Consider the following 21,591-nt stretch of genomic DNA (forward strand, 5'->3'; position numbering starts at 1 on the left):
GAGTTCAATCAAGGCCAGATACGTTGAATTGCCTGGCGCGATTGCCGCCGGTTGCGAACGTATGGTCCATCCGTCCATCCTTGGGCAGAGCGACCGCGAGCGCCAGCGCCGCTTCATCGGGGTCATGCTCGCCGCTCCTTTCTTTGCCGCTGGTGCCGCGGTCACGCTGGTCACTTCAGGCATGGGCGCCGCCGTCACCATGGCCGCCATCTTCGCGGCGTTTGGCCTGTGCTGGTTCGTCGCCTTGCTGGTGGCGGCGACCGGCAAGATGGCGATTGCAAGTCAGCTCGCCCTGGCAGTGGCGGGCATTGCTCTCGGCAGTCTCATTGCCGCCGCGGGCGGGCTGAGTTCGCCTGTCGCCATGCTTGTCGTGGCGCTGCCATTCGAAGCCTGGTGGATCGGCGCCTCGCGGCGTGCAGCACTTTGGGGAGCCGTATCGGCCGCTGCCGCCATCCTGGCTCAGCCTCTGGCTGGAACGGTGTTCCCGTTCGCAGGAGTGCAGATTGCTGCGTGGCACTGGCTGGTGCCGTTGGCCTGGGCGCTCACACTGATGCCGCGTGCGTCGGTGTTTCGCGACACCGCCGATGCGGCCGATGTCGTGAACACTGCCGATCGACTTGAAGACATTATTGATGCGGTGGTCTTGCGCGTCGCCCGCCATGGCGAAGTTCTGGACGCTTCGCCAAAGGCGCGCACGCTTCTAAAATTGCCGGCCGAACTGCTGTCTGGAAACGGCTTCTTCGATCGCATTCATCTCTCGGATCGCGTCTCCTATCTCAGCGCCCTGGCCGACATGCGCGACGGTGCGCTGTCGCGCCGGCTCGAATTGCGCATCAGGCTGCCTCAGAACGGCAACGGCCAAAATGACAATCGCTTGGCGGCAGACAATTATCGGCCGTTCTCGCTCGATCTGGTGCGCGGTGAGGAACAGGGCGACGTCTTCACGCTTGTCCTGCGCGAGAATGACGAGATTGCCCGGCTGCGCGAGGATCTGGCGGCGGCCAATGAGGCGGCCGCGTCCGCCGAGGTGGCGAAGGGGCGCTTCCTGGCGGTGGTGAGCCATGAACTGCGCACGCCGTTGAATGCCATCATCGGCTTCTCGGACATGCTGCTGCATGAGATGTTCGGCGCCTTCAAGGATCCGCGCCAGAAGGAATATGTCGGTCTGGTGCGGGATTCGGGCCAGCATCTGCTTGCCGTCGTGACTTCGATACTCGACGTGTCCAGGATTGAATCGGGTGCCTATGCGACCGAACCGGAGCCGTTCCGGTTCGCGGAAGCGGTCGATATGTGCCAGTCGATGATGCGGTTGCAGGCGCAGGCCAAGAACATCGATCTGCAGGCGCAGATCGCGCCGGACGCCGGCAACATCAATGCCGATCGACGTGCCGTGCAGCAGATGCTCATCAACCTCGTCTCCAATGCGATCAAGTTCACTCCGGATGGCGGCGATGTCGTCGTCGGTGCCAAGCGGATCGGTTCGCGTCTGCATTTCTGGGTCAGGGACACCGGCATCGGCATAGCTGAGGAGGATTTTGCCAAGCTCGGCAAGCCCTTCATGCAGATCCAGAACGACTACACCCGCCGTTTCGAAGGGACAGGTCTTGGCCTTTCGCTGGTCAAGGGCCTGGTAGCGTTGCACGAAGGCACGATGTCCATCGAAAGCATGCCGGGCGAGGGTACCATGGTGACCATCAGCCTGCCGGTGAACGGACCGAAGGGACATCAGGCGGAGAAGGCCGGCGTGCTGACCATGCCTGTGGCGATGGCGAAAGGGGACAGAAATGGCTCGCTCCGCAAAACAGCCTAAGGCGGTAAAGCGCCGCAGCAATGCCTTTCAGGATGGCGCTGTCGCCGTCGGCGGCATGATCTCGCGCAATCCCGTCTTGGTGGGTGGCTCGACGGCATTCCTGGTGACGCTGTTCTACGTTTCAGCCAATGCCTTGTGGTATCAGCCTTTCCCGCATGCCGGCGCGTTCTTCGCGACCCGCAGCATCGAGGGCTTTCCGCACACGGCGGCCGACGAACCGGAGACGACATTCAACATCGTGCGGCCATCCGGCGCGCCGGCGCCGATCAAGGGCGATCCGGTGGTCGAGCAGGTGCAAGGCATACTGAAGGATCTCGATTTCTATTCTGGAACGGTCGACGGCATTTCCGGACCCAACACGCGCAAGGCCATCCAGGCCTATCAGCAAAAGGTTGGGCTCAACGCGTCCGGCGAGATCGACGCGCTGCTGCTGGATCAACTGGGCGCGACGCCGAAAACCGCTTCCGTCGTACCCAGACCGCAGCCGCGCCCGGATACTCCGGTCGCCGTTCCAGTGTCTTTACAGACGAATTACGGGCAGGCGAATGCCGAGCAGACGAACACCGCGCAGGCGCCCGATGCCCGCATCGTCAAGATCCAGGCCGGGCTCAAGGCATTCGGCAATGACGATATGCAGCTGGACGGCGTCGTCGGCGCGCGCACCAAATCTGCGATCAAGGAATTCCAGTCGCTGTTCGGGCTGCCGCAGACTGGCGAGCCCGACGAGATCGTCTACGTCAAGATGCGTGAGATCGGCCTGACCAACTGACGGCTGAAGCGACGGCTCGCCGAGCGGCTGAAATATCGATAGAGCCCTCTTGTTTCCATGCGTGTCGTTGTCCCAAAACCGGGGCCACTTTTGGTCGACATGCATTAGCGGAGTTCTCACTATGCGCGTCACATCGGATCTGTGGGTCTCGGCCCTGTTGCGCCGGGTTTTCAGCGCCGGCGGATTTGCCGCCGTGGCCAAGCGCGGCGCGACCGAAGCCGGCGCTGTTTTCGTGTTGGCGCGGGGGAGGCTGGGCGAGGTTGCCTTGTTCGGCCCGGCGCCGCAGACCAGCTACGACTCAGCCAAGCCCGACGACCGGTTTTTCAGTCTGCTCGGGGCCGGCAACGATGCCGCCGTGCTCGATGCCAGGCTGGAAAGGGAGAAAAAATTTGATCCCGATATCTGGGTGGTCGAGATCGAGGCTGGCACTGTGCCCGTCGAGGAGCTTATTTCCGTAAAGATGCCCTGAGGCTCGACGAGGCCGCCGCATCGTCGCTGTTCGATGTCGTGCGGATATCGCTGTTTGCGGGTGCTGCGTCGCGAGCCGCCCTTGAAAGGGTTTCCGCTTTCCACAACCGCACCTTGTCCTGGGCCGCCTCGCGATGCAGCAGGCGGTAGCGGTCGAGGAAGGTGCGGATAGCCTGCGGATGCGGGAACTGGTTGGGATAAACGGCAACCGTGACCAGGAATGCCCTGTCCTCGCTGAGGTCGAGCGAGCGCAGAGCGGCAAGCAGCGATGCGTAGTTCTGGTTGGCGGTGAGCGATCGCGCGACCGAGAAATCGATATCGAGCGCGTCGGCGAGCGCGGTGTGGAAGAAGGCGGCATTTCCCGTCAGCGCCGTCTCCCGCAATTTCACATAGGTATCCGCGCCGGTGAAAGGATCGGCGCTCGTCGCCGATGCCTCGTCGCCGGTGCGCATCATGGAACGCAGCCTGCGCCGTGCGCTTTCGGCGGCAGCGCCGGCCACCTGTCCTCCGTTGGGCTCGTCGGCGGCAGGTTCGGTACTCGCAGGCACGATCTTGTCCGCCGCGATGGCGTTCGCTTCTGGCTCCCGCATTCGCACCAGAGTTGGCCTTTCGAGGGCCCTGATCAGATCGGCGATGGTCGGGTTCAGGTCCTTGCGGCGCGCAATGGCGCGCGCATGCGGCAGTCCGTGCCGGCCGATCAGCGCGATGAGATCGATGTTGCTGATGGCGCGTGAGCGGATGAGCAAGGGAGCGGCAATGTCGACCGGTTCCTCGCAGAGGCGGCGCACCAAGGCAGCGGGGGCATATTCGCATTCGGAAAGGGCGGCTGCCACGTAACGGCGAGATTCGACTGAGACATCGTTGAACAGCGGCAGCGTCAGATCTTCGAGCTGGCCGATCTCACGGCGTGAAGGGCGGGTGAGCGAGCAGAATGCCGACACCGCGGCGCGGAACAGCCTTTCGGCCTTTCCCGAGTCTTTCCGTGCCGCGATTTGCCTGAAGTCCGAATATGACACGAAGGATACGCCCGACAACATACACAAGCTTGACCACGCTCGACCGGACTGTGTCGGTTTCGCGAATGCCCCGGTCAGGACACCCTGACCTCTAGACAAAGATCAAGTTAGCGACGATCCGTTAGCGCTCCGTTAACCCTCTGCCGGCCTTAATGATATTTGGAGGCGTTGCGTTGTGCTCCGGGGAAACCGAGAGGAATGCGCGAACCATGGGCATGGTACTGTCTTTCGTGCCGCGAACGGCACCAAGCAATCGAGCAAAGCAAACCGCCGAAATGCCGGCGGCGGTGATCATCTTTCCCGGCATCCGCTACGAGCGGTCTCATACCGGCGAAGTGCGGCCGGTCGATCCCGACACGCCGGGATCGCCAGGGACGAAGCCGGTTCCGCACCACTGAGTTTCGGCAGGCACGGGCATTAGTCCGGGATCATGTCTAGAAGTCCTGCAGCTCGCAGGAACTCTGCTCGAAGAAGCGCGATACGATCGGCTTCCAGCTGTCATCGGGCACGAAGGCGCGGATGACGAAGATGCCTTCCTCGATCGGCGCCTCGACAAAGATCGCTCCCTGAAGCTCCTCGGGAAGGTCCTTGCGCACGTCGATCATCTGCACCGGCGTCAGCACGACGGCATCCAGCACGCCGCCGGTCGCGGTGTGGTCGTTGAAGGAATAGATGTTGTGGCCGCTGCGGTCATAGACCGACACCGACCAGAACGGGACATGTCCAGGCGCCTTGATGCGGACCATGCCTTCGCCCAGGTCGAACCGACACGCCGTTGCGTAAAACAGCGGATCGACGGATTTCACTACGGGCGCGCCACCGGCCTCGGCATCGAGCCGGGTCATCTTGTAGAGATCCGAGGCCATGGACAGCCGCGACCAGGCATCGCGTTCGGAAAACTCAGGCACCAGGAACAGCACGACGATGTGCACGATGCCGGCGCCGAGCAGGCCGAGCAGGACCGCATGAAAAAGCCTGCGCATCGCCGCATGGAAACTACGCATCGCAGTCGACCTTTACGATCCGCGGCAGCGAAACGTCCGACAGGCCGGTGCTGCTGGCAATCGGCGTGTCGTAGAAGGTCAGCACGAAATACATCCTGCCGAAACCGTCGGTCAAAAGCCAGTTGCCCGGCATCGGGTGATGGCCGGCGGAAATGATGACCGAATTGTCAGGCTGGCGCATAACCCCATAGGATTGCAGCGCTGCAAGCCGGGGTTTGCCGGTTTCGACCACGCCGAGCGACTGGTCGGCGGCATAGAGCGTCCAGAACCGTGCTGTCGGAAAACCACCCTCGATCGTGTAGGTGCATTCGCGCTTGAGTTCGCCGCCGCCCGTGTCGCGCTCGGCGACGAAGGACAGCCCTTCGGCGCGGCCGAGCGCAAGCACGCCCTCGCGGGCCACGCGGGCTTTGGAATAGGGATCGGCGGATGGCGTGCCTATATCGGGAAAGGCCGTCCATTGGCCGATCCGGATGGCGCCGACACCATCCTGGACTTTCAGCGCATACCAGACGCTGCCGCCACCGCCGACGATGGCTATGGCAAGCGAAAGCAGTGTCAGGAAGGCATTCTTGAGCATGAGGGGCCGGGACACGAAGAGTTGCCGCTCGGGGATATCGCGGCGTGGGGCCTTGTGGCAAGCGGGCCGATGGATTTGCCCGCCCAAGCCAGTCGGAAAGACCCACCCAGTCGGAAAGGATCACAGTGCCGACAGCGTCTCCGGCGGTTGAGGCGCATCGAGGGCCAGCGGCGACTGGAACAGTTTGGTCATGTCCCTCAACGTCTGCGTGGTCCGGCTGGAGAGTACCGCCGGCCGTTCGGCCGCGGCATCGGCTGCCGCCTGTTCATTCTTCTTTTTCTGCGCTTCCTCGGCCTTGGCCGCGATCTCCTCGTCGACAAAGGGTTTGTCGATGCCGGGGATTGGTTTAAGGTCGATATTCTGGTGCGCGTAGACCATCAGTCGCTGCCACACCATCGCCGGCAGCGAGCCGCCGGTCATGTTCTTGGTCGGCGTGAAGTCGTCGTTGCCCATCCACACTGCCGCCGTGTAGTTGCCGGTGAAGCCGACAAACCAGGCGTCGCGGTAGGATTGCGTCGTGCCGGTCTTGCCGGCGACGACGATGTTGGGAAGTTGGGCCCGCCGCGCCGTGCCCATCACCGGAACCGCCGCCAGCATGGTGTTCATCGATTTCAGTGCCTGCTCCGACAGCACCCGGTGTGGCGGCGGCGCATCCTTGGCAAAATCATAAACCACCTCGCCGGTGCGGGTCACCAGTTGGGAGATGCCGTGCCGGGAGCCGACGAAGCCGTTGTCGGCGAACACGCTGTAGCCGGTCGCCTGGTCCATCACCGTCATGCCCGAGGTGCCGAGCACCATCGTCTTGTGCGCTTCGAGCGGCGACTCCACACCCATCGCCTCGGCCATTGCCTTGATCGGCGGAATGCCGAGATAATCCTTGGCCAGCCGCACCGGCACGGTGTTGATCGACTTGGCCATTGCCATGATCAGCGTGACGTTGCCCGCCGATCCGCCGCTGTAATTGTGCGGCGACCAGGAGCCCCAGCTGATCGGGCCGCCGGAAATGATGGAATTGGGCGTGAAGCCGTGCTCCATCGCCGTGGCATAGACATAGGGCTTGAACGATGAACCGGTCTGGCGCAGCGCCTTGGTGGCGCGGTTGAACTGGCTGGCGCCATAGTCGCGGCCGCCGACGATGGCTCTGACGGCGCCGTTGGTCTCGATGACGACGACCGCACCTTCGGTAACGTTATACTCCTTGCCGAACTGGCGCAGGTGGAACTCCACCGATTCTTCCGCCGCCTTCTGGATATTGGCGTCGAATGTGGTGTGGGCAACGAGCGAATGCTGGCCCGGTTTGGCTATCTTCTTGACCTCGTCGAACGCCCAGTCGAGGTAATAATCCGGGCTCTTCTGTTCGCCGCGATCGACGACGTCGGCCGGGTGCAGCCTTGCCTGCAAAACCTGGCCCTCGGTCATGAAACCGGAATCGACCAGGTTGGACAGCACCACATTGGCGCGCGCACGCGCCGCCGGCAGATTGATGTGCGGCGCATATTTGGTCGGCGCCTTGAACAGACCGGCCAGCATCGCTGCCTCGGCGAGGTTCAGGTCCTTGACGCTCTTGCCGAAATAGAAATCGGCGGCCGCCTCGATGCCGAACGTGCCGCCGCCCATGTAGGCGCGGTCGAGATAGAGCTGCAGGATTTCCTTCTTCGACAGATTGGCCTCGAGCCACAGCGACAGGAAAGCTTCCTTGATCTTGCGCTCCAATGTGCGCTCATTGGTGAGGAACAGGTTCTTGGCCAGCTGCTGGGTGATGCTGGAGCCGCCCTGGACGACGGAATTCGCCCGCACATTCTCGAAGATCGCGCGTGAAAGGCCCAATACATCGATGCCGTAATGGTCGAAGAAGCGGCGATCCTCGGTGGCGAGAACCGCCTTGATGACGTGATCGGGCATCTCGTCGACCGGCACCGAATCGCGCTGGATGATGCCGCGCTGGCCGATCTCGTTGCCGTAGCGGTCGAGGAAGGTGACGGCGAAGTCGCCCTGGGCGCGCCAATCGCCGGCTGTATCCTGGAAAGCCGGAATGGCCAGCGCCAGCATCACCACAATGCCGCCGGCACCGAGGGTAAAGCCTTCGCTCAACAGTTCGATGATGCCGCGGCGCCAGCCGCTGACACGGAAGCGCCGCGAGAAGATCGTCGCGGATTCCCAGAATTGGCGCGCCTTGAAACCGATCTCGTAGAGCGAGGAATCGATCCACGCGTCGAGCGCCAGCAGCCGGGTGGCGATCGGACCTCTTCTCTTGCGTGGTTCAGGACTGGCCATTCGGAATCCGGCTAGCGATCGCACGACCTGAGGACCGCAAATCGGCAATTTCAGGGCGATGCACCGTCCCGACTATTCATCCATTTTGCCGACACCTACAAGGGCGGCGAGGACACAGCTGCACGGTTTGTTGGTGCAAGGGCAGGGGGCAGGCATGAATGGCGACCGCCGCCGCCTCGAAACCGGGCGCCTCGAGCTCGCCGGCCCGAGGTTGGCGCAATCAGCCTGCCAGAGCAGTGCCTTGAACGATCATCGCGGCGAAGCTGCCGCGACAGCCGCCCGGAGCAGAACCCGCGCGCCGGTAACTGCGTCGGCGGGCTCCACATATTCTGCCTCGTTGTGACTCAGCCCGTCACGGCACGGCACAAAAATCATCGCGGCAGGCGCCACCCGGGCGAGGAACAGCGCGTCATGGAATGCACCCGATATCATCTGCTTGTGCGGCAACCGCAGGGAATTGACGGCCTCCTCGACAATTTTGACCATATCGGGAGAGAATGCCGCCCCTGGCATGTCGAACGACCGCCTGATCATTGCCGTGCAATGCTGTGCCTCTGCCTCCGCCGCGCAGACCTGGCGCGTTTCGGCTTCGATGGCATCGAGCCGCTCTACCCGCGGGTGTCTGATGTCAACGGCGAAGACCACCGACTGCGGTATGGCGTTGATCGATCCCGGCTTGGCGGTGACCCGGCCCACCGTCAGCCTTGCGCTGCTGTCGAGCGGCATGACCGTCGTCTGCAGCCTGTGCATTGCGGCAACGGCCGCGACCATGGGATCCCTGCGGTAGGCAAGGCCGGTTGTGCCGGCGTGACCGGCAGCGCCCTCAATGGAGACTTCCAGCCAGCGCGTGCCTTGCACGGCGGTGACGATACCGATCGGCAACCGCTCCTTTTCCAGCGATGGTCCCTGTTCGATGTGGAGTTCGATGTAGCCGGAGACCGGCATGCCGAGAGGGCGAAGGGTTGCCTCTGGCAAGGCGGAGATGGTTGCCGCGAGTTCCTCTGCGAGCGACGCACCGTCGCTGCCGACTATGGATTGCCACGCTGAAATATCGGCCCCGGTGAAGGCCATGGAGCCCATGACGCCGGGCGCGAACCGGCTACCTTCTTCATTGGCCCAGGCGACGACCTCGATCGACATTCGAGTTTCGGCCTTCACGTCCTCCACGGCTTCGAGAGTCTCGAAGGCGGAAAGCGTGCCGAGCGCTCCATCGAAGCGCCCGCCGGTGGGCTGGCTGTCGAGGTGGCTGCCGATCAGCAGCGGCGGCAGCGTGGCATCCGTCCCCTCGCGGCGGATGAAGAGGTTCGCCATGGCGTCCTGAAAAACCGCGAAACCACGCTCGAGCGCCAACTCCGCCAGCAGGCGCCTGGCGCTACGATCCTCAATGCTGAACGCCTGACGGTTTACGCCGCCGGCCCGCGTCGCGCCGATCCGGGCGAAGGCATCGAGGCGGCCCAACAGCCGCTCGCCGTCGATCTCCGGCACCAAAGTCACCGCTTGAGGCCTCGGATAAAGCCGTTCACCCGTTGAGGGTCGACCTGGTTCCACCAGACGCCATCGTGCTTGAGCGAACTGGCGACAATGATGCCGTCGACGATGTCGAGGATATCGTTGGCGTTGTCGGTCGTCACCCCGCTGCCGACAAGCGTCGGCAGTCCGGTGGCGTCCTTGATCATCCTGATGTAACCGAGATCAGCGGCGTGGCCGGTGCGCTGGCCAGTGGCGATCACCGCGTCGGCATCGAAAAACACCAGGTCCTTGACCTGTTCCTCGACCGGCCGGTCGCCGACGATGGCGTGGGCGCCATGCTTGACATGGGCGTCGGCGAAAATGCGGATGCCGTTGGCCCTAAGCCTGGCGCGGAAGCGCATGGCGCGCGCCGCCTCACCTTCGATAAGGCCCTCATTGGCGACATAGGCGTTGGCCCACTGATTGACGCGGACGAAGGAGGCGCCTGAGGCACTGGCGATCGACAGCGCGGGAATGGAAGCATTGGCAAGCACGTTGATGCCGATCGGCCTGCCGAGTTCCCTGCGGATCCGGTCTGAGACGACGGACATGTAGGCGGACGTTTCCGGCCCGATATCATCGGGCTTGGCAAACGGAACGTCGCCGTGGTTCTCGACGATCACGCCATCGCAACCGCCATGCAAATAGGCTTTCGCGTCGTCGAGGCCACGTTGATAGATGGCCTCGACCGCTTCGCCATTGTAACGCGGCGCACCTGGCAGGGGTGCCAGATGAACAACGCCGATCACCACCTTGCTTCTGCCGAAGATCGACTGCAACGCATCATTCGTCACCTGGCCGACCGGTTTGGAGGATTTTATCATGCGGTTTCCGCTTCCGTCGTTTCCATGAGCAGTTTCATCTCCTGCCTGTCGGGGCAGGAGCCGAGCGTGCCGGCGCGTCCGACCGAGATCGCTGCGGCACGGACCGCGATCCGCACTGCCACCGCGAGGTCCATGCCGGCTGCAAGACAGCCGGCGAGGCAACCGCAGAAGACATCGCCTGCGCCGCTGGTGTCCACCACAGCCACCCTCGGCGCCACGAACCGGTCGATCCGTCCTGCGCCATCGGCGACCAGGCAGCCGAGCGCGCCAAGCGTCACGATAGCGGTTCCTGCGCCTTGGCGGATTAGTTCGCGGGCTGCCGCGTCGGGATTGCTCAATCCGGTCAGTTGCGCAGCTTCGCCGGTATTGGCGACGGCGACGCTGACGTCGCTCAAACCCGGTGTATTGCCGGCCGCAAGCGGGCTTGGATTGAAGACCGTCGTTGCCCCCGCGCCCCGCGCAACCTTTAGGCAAGCGGTCGTTACATCCGGATCCAGGTTACCCTGAACCACGACGATGTCGCCGCGTTCGATCGATCGGATAAAGTCGCCGTCGGCCAGGGGATCGAAGGCTGCGGCGCAACTGGCGCCCGTGACGATGAGGTTCTCGCCCCGCGCATCGACCATGATGGCCGACCGGTCGCTGGGCAGCTGCAGCGTCGTCAGATAGCTGGCATCGAGATCGCGGCTCAACTGCTCTGTGATCCAGGCTCCGGCGGCATCGTTGCCGATTGCCGCACGGAAGCGGACATCGGCTCCGGTGCGCGCCGCGGCCACCGCCTGGTTCGCACCCTTGCCGCCAAGCCCGTCGGCATGTTCCGAAGCGTTAAGCGTCTCGCCTGGCGCCGGAAAACGGTCCAGGCGAAACGTCGTATCGACGCAAACATTGCCGACGACATGGACGCGCATGGCTAGTCCCTGGCCGTTGCCCAGCCCAGCATCTGTTCGAACAGTGTCTTGTAGCCATTCCAGGCGATAAAGCCGGCCGGCAGCCAATGCGGGCCGACATCCGAGGTCCAGGCAACGGTGCGGCCATGGCCATATTTGCCGGTCACCAGCAGTGGCAGCGAACGGTAGTCGGAGGAAACGGTGGCGAGAACTTCCGCGCCGTCCTTGACCGTGACTTCGTTGAAGCCGAGCAGGATCGGCCAATCCTTGCCGAGGCCCTTAAGGATCGGATGGCTCTGCGGGCCGACAACGACCGGCGCATAGCCCTCCGGAACCTCGACGCGGTCGTCCACCGGCAAGCAGGTGACCGGCAGAACGTCCTCGACCGGCGTCTTGTGATAGCGCGCGCCCCCATTGATGCCCTGGAAGCTGTAATAGCCGCCGAACATCAACAGGCCGCCGCCATTGCCGACATAGTCGCGCAACAGGCGCAGCCGGTTCGGGGTTGGTTTGGAGTGGACCCAGGTGTCCGGGTGGAGCAACAGCGTGTTGGCGCCAAGATCGGAAAGCACGATCGCGTCGTAGGCCGAAAGCGTTTCCATCGTCTGCGGAAAGTTCCGTTGCGCCTCATGCGCCGGCATGAAGGTGACGTCGAACGGACCGTCCTTCAGCGCGGCCAGCAACTCGTCGGCACCGGTGTGATAGGTCACGGTCGGAAACTGGTCGAAGCCTTTGATGTGGGTCGCGGTCGAGACCCAGGACTCGCCTGCGAGAAGAACCTTCTTCCTGGACATGTAGACTCCTGCCTTGTTTGGAGCCGCGGCTCAGAGGCCCTCGGCGAACACAGTCTTTGGATTGTCGATAAGCATCGTGTCGATTGCCGATTGCTCGACACCATGGCGCTTCAGTCTCGGCACGAAATGCTTGAGGATGAAGCCGTAGCCGAAACCGCCGAAGCGGGTCAGCATGATCTTGAGAAAAACGTCCTGCGACAGCAGAATCCGGTCGAGCAGCCCCATGTCGATCAGCGAACGGATGGCACGCGCGTTCTGCTCGTCGGACGGCGACTGCGCATCCTGGTCGGCATAATAGAAATCCATGCCGATCATGTCGTATTCCAGGAAGGCGCCGCGCGCGGCGAGGCTTTGCTGATAGGCAAGATCGTTGTGGCTCGGGTTCATGTGGCAAAGCACCGTATGCCGGAGATCGGCGCCTTCCGCCTCGACCACGTCGAGCACGTCATGCGCCAGCCGCTCCCAGCCGGGCAGATGAATGGTCAGCGGCACGCCGGTGATCTTGGCCGCTCGGGCCGAAGCCCGCAGTGACTTGCGTTCCTCGTCGGTGAAATCCTTGCTGACGCCGACCTCGCCGATGATGCCGGCCATGATTTCGGGTTGCGTCGATCCGCCGCCGACGTCGTTGACGAGGAATTCGGTGACCTCGTCGACGTCCATCGCTTTCAGCCAGACGGGGTGGGTGTGCTGCAGGTAAAAACCTGTCCCCATGACGATCCGCAACCCCGAGGCGCGGGCAATGCGTGCGAGCTTCACCGGATCGCGGCCAATGCCGATATTGGTCGCATCGACCACGGTGTGGCCGCCGAGCGCCCGGTATTTCGCCAGCTCCGAAAGCGCCAGATCGCTATCGTCGAGCGAGACGTTGTCGCGGTTCATGTAAGGGTTCATCCGCAACTCGCCGATGATGTCCATGCTGACCGGCTGCTCGGCGATCTTCTTCTCGTCGGGATGGCAGGGGCATTTCCACGAAGTCGCGCCATCGAGCAGGATATGCTCGTGCATCAGCGTCACACCCATGTCGGCGATGGCGACGGGGCCGGTAACGGTCATCACGGTGCCGGAGCGGACACCGATGGGCGCCCGTTCCCTTGGTTTGTCGTCGAACAGATGATCCATGTCAGCGGCTCCGCGTTGCGCCCTTGAACAGCCGGAAATTCAGCCAGATGGCAACGAGGATGATTGTGCCGGTGACGATCGGCGTCAGGAAGGGCGACATGTGCGCCAGGATCAGGCCGTTGCCGATAACGGCGACGGTCAACGCGCCGAGCACGGTGCCGATGATCGTGCCGCGCCCGCCGAACAGGCTGGTGCCGCCAAGCACCACGGCGGCGATGACATCGAGCTCGAAACCCTGGCCGGAATTCGACGAGCCGGAACCGAGCCGGGCGGCAAGAACAATGCCGGCCACCGCCGCCGCCATGCCCGACAGGACATAGACGAACAGCGTCATGAAGCGCGTATCGACACCGGCGCGGCGCACGGCTTCGGCATTGGCCCCGATGCCGGTGACATAGCGTCCGAATGGCGTCTGGTTGAATGCGAGATAGGCGACGATCAGGACGACAAGGGCGAGCAGTGCCGGTACCGGCACACCGAGAAGCCAGGCCCTGCCGATGTTGACGAAGAAGCTGGTCGGCTCAACCGGGATAGAATAGCCGCCGGTGATCAGCAACGCCACGCCGCGGATAATCGAGAGCCCGGCAAGTGTGACGATAAAGGCTGGTATCCGCTCATAGGCGATGAAGAAGCCCTGCAAAACCCCGATCGCCGCGCCGAGTGCCAGCATGGCGACGACGACGAGCGGCCATGGCAGGCCGGACTGCAGCAAGACAGCCGACAGTGTCGCCGTCAGCGCCAGCACGGACCCGACCGACAGGTCGATACCGCCGGTGGTGATGACGAAGGTCATGGCTGCCGCAACGATCAGCAGCGGCGCCGACTGGCGCACGATGTTGAGCAGATTGGGCGCCGTCAGGAATGAGCCGGTGGTCAGCGAGAAGACCACGCAGACGACGAGGAAGAACAGCGCTATCGAGACGACGCTGCCATTGGTTATCGCCATGTCCTTCCAGGTGGTGTTGTGGACGCGTTTGGGCGGCGAGGCGCTGATATCCGTGGGTGATGACGTGACATTCATGGCTGCGCTGCCTCATCACGGCTGGCGCGGGCCGAACGCGCCGTGAATTTGCGGCCGACGATGAGGTTGACGACCTCTTCGATGCTGGTGTCGCCGATCTTGCGTTCGGCGACATTGCAACCCTCATACATGACCTGGATGCGATCGCAGACCAGGAATAGATCCTGCAGCCGGTGGGTGATGAGGATGACGCTGACGCCGCGGGCGCTGACGGCGCGGATGAGCTCCAGAACCGCTTCAACCTCCGCCACGGCAAGGGCCGCCGTCGGTTCGTCCATAATCAGCACCGATGGATCGAAGGAGGCGGCACGGCCGATGGCAATCGACTGGCGCTGCCCGCCGGACAGGTTTTCGACCTTGAGCCTGGTATCGGCGATGACGATGCCGAGCCGGTCGAGCATCTCACGCGTCTGATCATGCATGCGCTTGTTGTCAAGAAAGGGGACGCCGAGAACGCGGCGGCGCGGCTCGCGGCCGAGGAAGAGATTGCCCGCCACATCAATCGTGTCGCAGAGTGAAAGGTCCTGATAGACCATCTCCACCCGTGCGGCGCGGGCATCGGCCGGTGAGGAAAAAGAAACAGCCTTGCCGTCGATCTCGATGGTGCCGGAATCCGGAATGACCGCACCGGACAGAACCTTGCTCAAGGTGGATTTGCCGGCTCCATTGTCGCCGACCAGGCCAAGCACCTCGCCAGGCTTCAGGTCCAGCGAAACGTCGTCCAGCGTCTGGATGGGGCCGTATCGTTTGGAAATACCGGTCATCCTGACGCGGTAGGATTCGCCATCGCTCATCACGGTTCCAGTTCTCAAGCCAACAAAGTTCAATCGGTCGCCGGGCCGCGCAGGCAACCCTCAGGTCATTGCGCGGCCCGGCGGTCCGGGGAGGATACTACTTGAACATGTCCTTGAACTGGCCGACATTTTCCTTGGTCACGATGGTGATCGGAACATTGATGATCGGATCGATCTTCTCGCCCTTCTTGAGCTTGCCGAAGGCTTCAACCGCTGCCTTGCCTTCACCAGCCGGATCCTGCTGGACGACGGCGACCACCCAGCCCTCTTCGAGACCTTGCACCGCCGACTTGGTCAGGTCCCAGCCGAACACCTTGACATCGCCGGTACGGCCCTGGCTGGTGACGGCGGAAACCGCACCGAGCAGAGCCGGCTCGCCGGTTGCGTAAAGCGTCGTCATGTCGGGATTGGCGGTCATAAGGTTCTCGGCGGCGGACAGGGCTACGTCCTGCACGTTCTGGCCGTCGACCGTGTCGAGGAAGGTTACCTTCTGGCCGCTGTCGGTGACGGCCTTCTTGAAGCCGTCGAGCCGCTGGTTCTGGATGAACGAATTGAGCGCGCCGACGACGCCGATCTTGGCGGTTCCGTTCAGCTTGGTCTTGACGTATTCGGCGTAGAACTTGCCTATATCCTCGCCGGCCTTGGTGTTGTCGACGCCGACAAAGGCGACGTTGTCGCCATTCGGGATCTGCGCATCGATGGCAATGACCGGAATTCCGGCAGCCTTGGCCGCGGTGATGGCCGGCTTTACACCGTTGACATCGATGGCGACGAGAATGATGCCGTCGACCTTCTGGGTGATGTAATTCTCGATCGCGTCGTTCTGCGCGCTTGGTACATTGTTGGCGTTGAAGATGACGAGGTCGACGCCGGCGGCCTTGGCAGCAGCCGTTGCACCGTCATTGATCTGGTTGAAGAACAGGGCCTGCTGGTTGATGGTCACCAGCGCATAGGTCTCGGCCATGGCGGAAGCAGAGCCGAGGGCGAGGGTCATGGCGATGGCTGCGGCGCAGCTTGAAAGGATCTTGGTAAGACGCATTCCGGTTCCCCTTGGTTTTACGAAAAGGCCCTTGATCGGGCTCACCTGGCGACTGAGCGCAAGGGCATAATTCAAGATACTTGATTTCTTGTCAAGTGACTTGAATTAGCGTCAACGAAAGGAATAAGGGGATGCGCCGGATCAGAACGTCGCTGGTGTATTCACCCAGAAAATGCTGGCGCGTTCATCTCCGACATTGCGGTACCAGTGCGGCAGTTCGGAGTTGAAGACGAAGGAATCGCCGGCGGACAGGCGAAACGTTTTTTCGCCGACCATCAATTCGATCGCACCTTCCAGGAGATAGCCGACTTCCTCGCCGGCATGCTGGATCGGGCCAGCGCTCTCACCGCCCGCTTCGATATGATGGATGTTGCACTGCAGGAGATGGCCGGGCGAATACGGAATGACACGCTCGAGCGAAATACCTTCGCCGCGCCGAAGCGGATCGAGCGCTATCAACGGCCGCGATCCAGCCCGAAAGACAATGCCTTCCTCGCCATCGGACTCCTCGAACATCCAGCCAATATTCGTGCCGAGCACCTCGACGAGCCGGTGAAGCATGGGAAGCGAGGGCGAGACCTTGCCGTTCTCGACCTTGGAAAGCAGGCTTTCCGAGCAGTTCGCGGCGGCAGCGAGCGCCTTCAAGGTCAGCCCTCGCGTCTGCCGGGACAGCTTCAACCGCGTGCCGAGCCGCAAGAGGCTGGTGGCGGTCGAGCGCTCGTCGCGCTTGCTGTTCTGGGTATCGATCTTGTTCATCGGGGGGCGCGAACATCTCCTCTGGTCGGGCCGACTCGTAAAACTGATCCAGTGCGATGTCCATCCTATGAAAAATGGAGGACTGCGCTGGATCGCAATCAGCGACCCGTCCATGGCAAGCGTCGCGCCCGCCGTTTCAATGCTCCGAATGGGCTCCGCCGCTCAGGCCGGTTCGCGCTTCAGCGCCTGCGCCATGCAGTGGATGCCGCCGCCGGTCTTGGAGATCTCGCTCATGTCGACGGCCGCGACCTCGAAACCGCGGGCCTTGAGCTGGCCGATCAGCGCCTGGCTGGAGGTCGGTGCGATCACCCGGTCCTTGCCCAGCGACATGAAGTTGCAGCCGAGCGCCATCGTGTCCTGGAACGGCACGTCGATGATCTCATGGCCCTTGCCCTTCAGCCAGTCGACGATGCCGGGTTCGGTGCAGGCGAGGCAGACGGCGGTCAGTTTTTCGGCGATCGGCACCACCATCAGGTCGATATGGACGTAGTATTCGTCGATGAAAGCGATGCGGGTTTCCCAACCTTCCTTGTCGAACCAGGCCTGCACCTGGCGGGCACCTTCCTCCTGCGTGCGAGCGCCGCCGCAGCCGATCAGCACCACGCCATCCTCGATGACGTTGAAGTCGCCGCCTTCGAACGTGCCTGCCGTGACCATGTCGTAGATCGGGATGCCGAGTTTTTCGTAGGTTCGGATGGCGGCGTAGTTCTCGCCGCGCCGCCACCAGTTGGCCATCGCGGTGATGAAGGCGCCATAAGGCGTCATGACACTGGAATCACGGGAATAGACCTGCATCGGCAGCTCCGGCGTCGGCTCGTGCCAGTGGATGTTGACGCCGAAATGTTCATAGGCGGCGACCAGGTCCTTGTGCTGCGCCTGCGCGATCTGAACATTGCAGGGCGCCTCGCGCAGATGCTTTCGCGACAGCGAACTGGTCGACAGATGACGCAGGAAATTGGGCGAGCCGAGCAAGACGTCGGTCAGGACGTCGGTCTCGTTGGCAAAACCCCAGGCGGTCAGCGGCTTGGTGCCGCCGGCCGGGTTGCGGCGCTGCAGCGAAAACGGCTCGGCGACAATGCGGTCATGAATGGTCATGGGGTGCTCCTCGTGAGGTGGCCTGGGGTGTTTGATTGCTCGGTATCCACCAGTCCCGTCCGCGCGGGGTGGTGACATATTCCGGCCAGCGAAATCCAGTCGGCGGCTCGTAGTCGCAAAGCGGCGCGATCCAGTTCGAACCGCCAACGCCGCCGCCGGTGCGGGTGACGAACTCGTCCATCGCCGCATCGCGGGCGTTTTTGTCCTCCAGCAGGCGAAGGGCCGCCAGCGCAACCGTCTTCGCCGCACAGATGACCATCGGGTCGATCGTCGCTGAAATGCCGCCCAGCGCATTCATCACCCAGGCCGGATAGACGTGGCCATTTGCGGAGCGCAGCGCCGGACGGGCGACGTAGAAACGCGCCGTCGGCGTATGCCACGACATGTCGGTGTAGTCGTCGGAGGTCGAATTGAGCTGCGACGGCGGCAGGTCGCGGCGCAGCAGCGCTTCGGCGTCTTGCGGCGCGATCAGTTGCTCCATCTCGGCAATGAACGGCTCCTCCGTCGCCACCCCGCCGGCATTGACCTGGATTTCGCGGGCGATTGCCTTGGCCGTTTCGTCCCAACGTGGCGGCCCGACGGTCGACAGCGCTTCATAGGCGATTTCGGCCATCGCGTGGTTGGCGAGCCCCGGCCGTGACTTCGACACCCAATGCCGTTCGGTGCGGCAGCCGCTCATACTGGCAGCGGCCTGCGCATTGCGATCGAGCATGGCGGTGACCTGCTCGGCCATGGCCAGCGTCGGCACGCGGATCATGTACTGGATCTCGGCCAGCCCGGCCGGCAGATTGTCGGCGGTGGCCTGGCCAGCGGTGAGGATCGTCTCGCTGATCGACCAGCCGCCCTGATGCGGCAGCATGGAATCGCGCAGCGCCTTCGAGGCCATGTACATCATGACAAGTGCGTCGTTGGCGCCGGGCGCGCGCACCGCCGAATGCGCTTGCGGGATCGGTGCGCCGTCGCCTGCGCGAACCCAATTTTCGGGTTCGTCGCACACAAAACGGTAGATCATCGCATAGGCCGCGCCACAATGTGTGTCCCAGCGCGCCGTGTTGCAGAGCGGCAGCATATAGAAGGGATGGAAGGAGATCATGCCGGCAAGGCCGTCATAATAGCCCTTGGCGGCATGGATGGGCTTCGATCCGCGCACCTTCTCGGCCGGCTCGCCGGTGAAGCGCAACGTGCCTGATATGCCGTGGCGCTGCATCGCCGCCTTGGTCGCCAGCAGCCCGCCAAGGCTTGAGATACCGAGCCCGGAATGCGGGTCAGTATGGCCGCCGGCCTGCTCGCCTAGACCCGGGCGAGGGCGCTTGACCGTCGCTGCGTCCTGGCAATTGCCGGGCACGGCGTCATATTCTGCGTATAGGCCGATGGTCGGGCCGGCGCCGTTCGTCCAGTGGGCGCAGAAGGCTGTGGGCATGCCGCCGGAACCTTCCTCGACGGAAAAGCCTTCGCGTTTCAGCAACTCCACATACCAGGCTGCCGACTGATATTCGCGCCATGCAGTCTCGCCGAAGTCGAAAATGGTGCGCGTCCACGCCGACAGCGACGGCTGGATGTCGTCAAGACAGGCAAGCGCGGTTGCTTGCGCAGGGGTGCTGACCGCTTTCTCCATGGCTTGAGAAGAAAGCAGTGAAGCGGCTTTGCAAAAAGTGATATGTTTTCCCGGCTCATACAAATTCGGTTCACCTGAGGCACCTTGCGAATACCATCGACACAAGCGCTGCGCGCGCTCGATAGCTTCGCCCGCCACGGCAGCGTCTGGCGCGCCGCCGACGAGTTGCACCTGACCCGCAGCGCCGTCAGCCACCAGCTTCGGCTGCTGGAGCGCGATCTCGGCTTCGATCTGCTCGAACGCATCGGCAAGGGCGTGGCGCTGACGCCGCGTGGCCAGCGCTACGCCAGCGACGTGCGCAAGGCGCTGACCGTGCTGGGTGACGCGGTGACGCGCCATGCCGGCACCGGCGTTGGCGGCTCGTTCAGTGTCAGCTGCACGCCGGGCTTCGCTTCGTTGTTCCTGTGCACCCATATCGGCGAATTCCGCCAGATGTACCCCGATGTCGCGCTGCGCATTCTGACGCCGCGACGGCTAGACGATGTCAGCAATGCCGAGGCCGATGCTTTCATAGCGTTTGGCGTCGGCAATTGGCCGAACCGGGCGGTCGAGCTTCTGTGCGAGATCTCCTTCACGCCGCTGTGCAGCCCGACGCTGCTCAACAAGGTTGGTGGATTTTCGAAGCCAGCCGACGTTTTGCGCGCCAATCTCCTACATCTCGGCGATACCGAGGACTGGGCGCGCTGGCTGGCCCTGTCCAAGGTGGAAAACCCGGACACAGAGGGCGGCATCTTCTTTTCCGACATGAATCTCGTCTTCTCGGCCGCGATCGCCGGCCAGGGCATGGCCATGGGCGACGAACTGACCAGCGGCAAGGCATTGGCCGAAGGCAGGCTCGTGCGTCCGTTCGACATCGCGATCAAATCGCCGCGCTCCTACTTCTTGGTCTCCGAACATGCCAAGGCGACGCATCCGGTGCTTGACGCATTTGCAGGATGGCTGCGATCGAAACTCGCGGAGAGCAATGCCAAGGGCATGGCCGACCACGGGCGTCATCGATTGGACAGATGAATGGAATTTGCCGGTCCGGCGAAAACTATTCGGTTGCGGTGAGGCCGCGCGCTGCCCTACGATTTCGACAAGCGTTAGGGAAAGGGCAGTATGCAGCAACCCGGCCGTGCCGCAGAGATCAAGGCAATCGGGATCGGCAAGAGCTTCGGCTCGTTCCGTGCGCTGGACAATCTGTCGCTCGATATCGGCCGTGGCGAGTTCCTGACCCTGCTCGGGCCGTCCGGTTCGGGTAAGACGACCTTCCTGATGATCCTCGCCGGCTTCGTGCAGCCGACCGAGGGCAAGCTGTTCAGCGACGGCGTCGACATCACCGACCGGCCGGCCGAGCAACGCGCCGCCGGCATGGTTTTCCAGGGCTACGCGCTGTTCCCGCATATGAGTGTCGAAGCCAACATCGCCTTCCCACTCAAGGTGCGCAAGAAAGCGGCGGCCGACATCAAGCGCCGTGTCGGCGAGATGATCGAACGCGTCGGCCTCAAGGGCCACGAGAAAAAACTGCCGGCGCAGCTTTCCGGCGGTCAGCAGCAGCGCGTGGCGCTGGCGCGCGCGCTGGTGTTCGAACCGGGCGTGCTGCTGCTCGATGAGCCTTTCTCGGCGCTCGACAAGGGCCTGCGCGGCCAGATGCAGGCCGAGATGAAGCGGCTGCACCAGGAGACCGGCACCACCTTCGTCTTCGTCACCCACGACCAGAGCGAGGCCTTGGCGCTGTCGTCGCGCGTCGCCATCTTCAATCACGGCAAACTGCTGCAGGTCGGCGCGCCCGACGAGGTCTACGACCGGCCGGACAACCGCTTCGTCGCCGAGTTCCTCGGCGAGATCAACATGCTGCCGCTGAAGGGCGTGCGCCCGTCCGGCAATGGCTCGACTGGCCTGTGCGAAGACCGCGCGGTCAGCATGCGCTGCAAGGCCGAGGCGGTGCGCGGCGATGCAATCCTGGCGATCCGGCCCGAATACATGTCGATATCAGGCGAGGCGGCAGCCGGCGAGAACGGCATTGCCGCGACAGCGACCAACTCCACCTATCTCGGCGCGGCAACACGGCTTGACCTGACGACGCGGCAAGGCGCCAAGGTCACGGTCTCGGTGCCCAACGAGGTGGCCGCCGCCGCCCTCAGCAAGGGCAATTCCGTCTGGCTCACCTGGCCGGCGGAAAAGGGTTTCCTCCTTCCGCATGGAGGACAATGACGAACGGTGTGGCGAGATATGCCC

Annotated in this window: 21 protein-coding genes; 6 read left to right on the forward strand and 15 right to left on the reverse strand. The window is 63.2% G+C overall.

Features of this window, described 5'->3' with window-relative positions; translation table 11 throughout:
- Nucleotides 1-61 precede the first annotated feature (61 nt).
- The 3 genes from NKI73_RS01365 to NKI73_RS01375 all read left to right on the forward strand — a co-directional run bounded on the left by NKI73_RS01365 (nt 62) and on the right by NKI73_RS01375 (nt 3,048).
- On the forward strand, nt 62-1,810 hold the full coding sequence (locus NKI73_RS01365; protein ID WP_352626777.1) for a PAS domain-containing sensor histidine kinase: 1,749 nt from the start codon (nt 62-64) through the stop codon (nt 1,808-1,810).
- Nucleotides 1,785-2,579, forward strand: coding sequence for a peptidoglycan-binding domain-containing protein (locus NKI73_RS01370; protein WP_352626779.1), 795 nt, complete (start codon nt 1,785-1,787; stop codon nt 2,577-2,579). The genes NKI73_RS01365 and NKI73_RS01370 overlap by 26 nt, the downstream gene beginning before the upstream one ends.
- Nucleotides 2,580-2,700: 121 nt before the next feature.
- Entirely contained in the window at nt 2,701-3,048 is a 348-nt protein-coding gene (locus NKI73_RS01375) for a DUF1491 family protein (protein WP_352626780.1), read from the forward strand.
- Here NKI73_RS01375 and NKI73_RS01380 read toward each other — a convergent pair.
- Complete coding sequence (locus NKI73_RS01380) at nt 3,026-4,063, reverse strand: hypothetical protein (RefSeq protein ID WP_352626781.1); 1,038 nt, start codon at nt 4,061-4,063, stop codon at nt 3,026-3,028. The genes NKI73_RS01375 and NKI73_RS01380 overlap by 23 nt on opposite strands.
- Nucleotides 4,064-4,272: 209 nt before the next feature.
- Between NKI73_RS01380 and NKI73_RS01385 the strand changes: the two genes are divergently transcribed.
- Complete coding sequence (locus NKI73_RS01385) at nt 4,273-4,461, forward strand: hypothetical protein (protein WP_352626783.1); 189 nt, start codon at nt 4,273-4,275, stop codon at nt 4,459-4,461.
- A gap of 36 nt (nt 4,462-4,497) precedes the next feature.
- On the opposite strand, the gene NKI73_RS01390 is transcribed toward NKI73_RS01385, so the two are convergent.
- The 14 genes from NKI73_RS01390 to NKI73_RS01455 all read right to left on the reverse strand — a co-directional run bounded on the left by NKI73_RS01390 (nt 4,498) and on the right by NKI73_RS01455 (nt 19,371).
- Complete coding sequence (locus tag NKI73_RS01390; protein ID WP_352626784.1) at nt 4,498-5,067, reverse strand: DUF1254 domain-containing protein; 570 nt, start codon at nt 5,065-5,067, stop codon at nt 4,498-4,500.
- On the reverse strand, nt 5,060-5,644 hold the full coding sequence (locus tag NKI73_RS01395; RefSeq protein WP_352627305.1) for a DUF1214 domain-containing protein: 585 nt from the start codon (nt 5,642-5,644) through the stop codon (nt 5,060-5,062). Before NKI73_RS01395 ends, NKI73_RS01390 begins: the two co-directional genes overlap by 8 nt.
- A 120-nt stretch (nt 5,645-5,764) precedes the next feature.
- The gene (locus NKI73_RS01400; RefSeq protein WP_352626786.1) at nt 5,765-7,918 is read right to left on the reverse strand and encodes a transglycosylase domain-containing protein; all 2,154 of its coding nucleotides are present in this window, start codon (nt 7,916-7,918) and stop codon (nt 5,765-5,767) included.
- Nucleotides 7,919-8,167: 249 nt separating this feature from the next.
- On the reverse strand, nt 8,168-9,412 hold the full coding sequence (locus NKI73_RS01405) for a Zn-dependent hydrolase (protein ID WP_352626787.1): 1,245 nt from the start codon (nt 9,410-9,412) through the stop codon (nt 8,168-8,170).
- Nucleotides 9,409-10,251 (reverse strand): BtpA/SgcQ family protein, encoded by an 843-nt coding sequence (locus NKI73_RS01410; protein WP_352626789.1) that lies wholly within the window; start codon nt 10,249-10,251, stop codon nt 9,409-9,411. The genes NKI73_RS01405 and NKI73_RS01410 overlap by 4 nt, the downstream gene beginning before the upstream one ends.
- Nucleotides 10,248-11,159: a ribokinase gene (locus NKI73_RS01415; RefSeq protein ID WP_352626790.1), complete on the reverse strand. Its 912-nt coding sequence runs from the start codon at nt 11,157-11,159 to the stop codon at nt 10,248-10,250. The genes NKI73_RS01410 and NKI73_RS01415 overlap by 4 nt, the downstream gene beginning before the upstream one ends.
- 2 nt (nt 11,160-11,161) lie before the next feature.
- Nucleotides 11,162-11,932, reverse strand: a complete 771-nt coding sequence (locus NKI73_RS01420; protein WP_352626793.1) for a glutamine amidotransferase — start codon at nt 11,930-11,932, stop codon at nt 11,162-11,164.
- Nucleotides 11,933-11,962: 30 nt separating this feature from the next.
- Nucleotides 11,963-13,051, reverse strand: a complete 1,089-nt coding sequence (locus NKI73_RS01425) for a phosphotriesterase family protein (RefSeq protein WP_352626794.1) — start codon at nt 13,049-13,051, stop codon at nt 11,963-11,965.
- A gap of 1 nt (nt 13,052) precedes the next feature.
- Nucleotides 13,053-14,072, reverse strand: a complete 1,020-nt coding sequence (locus NKI73_RS01430; RefSeq protein WP_352626796.1) for an ABC transporter permease — start codon at nt 14,070-14,072, stop codon at nt 13,053-13,055.
- Nucleotides 14,069-14,866 (reverse strand): ATP-binding cassette domain-containing protein, encoded by a 798-nt coding sequence (locus tag NKI73_RS01435; RefSeq protein WP_352485862.1) that lies wholly within the window; start codon nt 14,864-14,866, stop codon nt 14,069-14,071. The genes NKI73_RS01430 and NKI73_RS01435 overlap by 4 nt, the downstream gene beginning before the upstream one ends.
- A 97-nt stretch (nt 14,867-14,963) precedes the next feature.
- Nucleotides 14,964-15,905 (reverse strand): ABC transporter substrate-binding protein, encoded by a 942-nt coding sequence (locus tag NKI73_RS01440; RefSeq protein ID WP_352599320.1) that lies wholly within the window; start codon nt 15,903-15,905, stop codon nt 14,964-14,966.
- Between the two features lie 141 nt (nt 15,906-16,046).
- Nucleotides 16,047-16,661: a cupin domain-containing protein gene (locus tag NKI73_RS01445; RefSeq protein ID WP_352626798.1), complete on the reverse strand. Its 615-nt coding sequence runs from the start codon at nt 16,659-16,661 to the stop codon at nt 16,047-16,049.
- A gap of 162 nt (nt 16,662-16,823) precedes the next feature.
- The gene (locus NKI73_RS01450; protein WP_352626800.1) at nt 16,824-17,756 is read right to left on the reverse strand and encodes a dimethylarginine dimethylaminohydrolase family protein; all 933 of its coding nucleotides are present in this window, start codon (nt 17,754-17,756) and stop codon (nt 16,824-16,826) included.
- A complete protein-coding gene (locus NKI73_RS01455; protein WP_352626802.1) occupies nt 17,743-19,371 on the reverse strand; it encodes a zinc-binding metallopeptidase family protein in 1,629 nt (542 codons plus the stop codon). The genes NKI73_RS01450 and NKI73_RS01455 overlap by 14 nt, the downstream gene beginning before the upstream one ends.
- Nucleotides 19,372-19,455: 84 nt before the next feature.
- Between NKI73_RS01455 and NKI73_RS01460 the strand changes: the two genes are divergently transcribed.
- On the forward strand, nt 19,456-20,382 hold the full coding sequence (locus NKI73_RS01460) for a LysR substrate-binding domain-containing protein (RefSeq protein WP_352626803.1): 927 nt from the start codon (nt 19,456-19,458) through the stop codon (nt 20,380-20,382).
- Between the two features lie 90 nt (nt 20,383-20,472).
- Entirely contained in the window at nt 20,473-21,567 is a 1,095-nt protein-coding gene (locus NKI73_RS01465; RefSeq protein ID WP_352626805.1) for an ABC transporter ATP-binding protein, read from the forward strand.
- The last annotated feature ends 24 nt before the right edge of the window (nt 21,568-21,591 follow it).

It is taken from the genome of Mesorhizobium sp. M0496, from assembly GCF_040321205.1.
GTDB lineage: Bacteria > Pseudomonadota > Alphaproteobacteria > Rhizobiales > Rhizobiaceae > Mesorhizobium.

Excerpts from the sequence above, each read along its gene's own strand:
- NKI73_RS01445 (WP_352626798.1), bottom strand. The coding sequence starts at position 16,661 with ATGAACAAGATCGATACCCAGAACAGCAAGCGCGACGAGCGCTCGACC.
- NKI73_RS01385 (WP_352626783.1), top strand. The coding sequence starts at position 4,273 with ATGGGCATGGTACTGTCTTTCGTGCCGCGAACGGCACCAAGCAATCGA.
- NKI73_RS01370 (WP_352626779.1), top strand. The coding sequence starts at position 1,785 with ATGGCTCGCTCCGCAAAACAGCCTAAGGCGGTAAAGCGCCGCAGCAAT.
- NKI73_RS01430 (WP_352626796.1), bottom strand. The coding sequence starts at position 14,072 with ATGAATGTCACGTCATCACCCACGGATATCAGCGCCTCGCCGCCCAAA.
- NKI73_RS01365 (WP_352626777.1), top strand. The coding sequence starts at position 62 with ATGGTCCATCCGTCCATCCTTGGGCAGAGCGACCGCGAGCGCCAGCGC.
- NKI73_RS01440 (WP_352599320.1), bottom strand. The coding sequence starts at position 15,905 with ATGCGTCTTACCAAGATCCTTTCAAGCTGCGCCGCAGCCATCGCCATG.
- NKI73_RS01425 (WP_352626794.1), bottom strand. The coding sequence starts at position 13,051 with ATGGATCATCTGTTCGACGACAAACCAAGGGAACGGGCGCCCATCGGT.
- NKI73_RS01375 (WP_352626780.1), top strand. The coding sequence starts at position 2,701 with ATGCGCGTCACATCGGATCTGTGGGTCTCGGCCCTGTTGCGCCGGGTT.
- NKI73_RS01435 (WP_352485862.1), bottom strand. The coding sequence starts at position 14,866 with ATGAGCGATGGCGAATCCTACCGCGTCAGGATGACCGGTATTTCCAAA.
- NKI73_RS01410 (WP_352626789.1), bottom strand. The coding sequence starts at position 10,251 with ATGATAAAATCCTCCAAACCGGTCGGCCAGGTGACGAATGATGCGTTG.
- NKI73_RS01420 (WP_352626793.1), bottom strand. The coding sequence starts at position 11,932 with ATGTCCAGGAAGAAGGTTCTTCTCGCAGGCGAGTCCTGGGTCTCGACC.
- NKI73_RS01415 (WP_352626790.1), bottom strand. The coding sequence starts at position 11,159 with ATGCGCGTCCATGTCGTCGGCAATGTTTGCGTCGATACGACGTTTCGC.
- NKI73_RS01400 (WP_352626786.1), bottom strand. The coding sequence starts at position 7,918 with ATGGCCAGTCCTGAACCACGCAAGAGAAGAGGTCCGATCGCCACCCGG.
- NKI73_RS01450 (WP_352626800.1), bottom strand. The coding sequence starts at position 17,756 with ATGACCATTCATGACCGCATTGTCGCCGAGCCGTTTTCGCTGCAGCGC.
- NKI73_RS01390 (WP_352626784.1), bottom strand. The coding sequence starts at position 5,067 with ATGCGTAGTTTCCATGCGGCGATGCGCAGGCTTTTTCATGCGGTCCTG.
- NKI73_RS01455 (WP_352626802.1), bottom strand. The coding sequence starts at position 19,371 with ATGGAGAAAGCGGTCAGCACCCCTGCGCAAGCAACCGCGCTTGCCTGT.
- NKI73_RS01465 (WP_352626805.1), top strand. The coding sequence starts at position 20,473 with ATGCAGCAACCCGGCCGTGCCGCAGAGATCAAGGCAATCGGGATCGGC.
- NKI73_RS01395 (WP_352627305.1), bottom strand. The coding sequence starts at position 5,644 with ATGCTCAAGAATGCCTTCCTGACACTGCTTTCGCTTGCCATAGCCATC.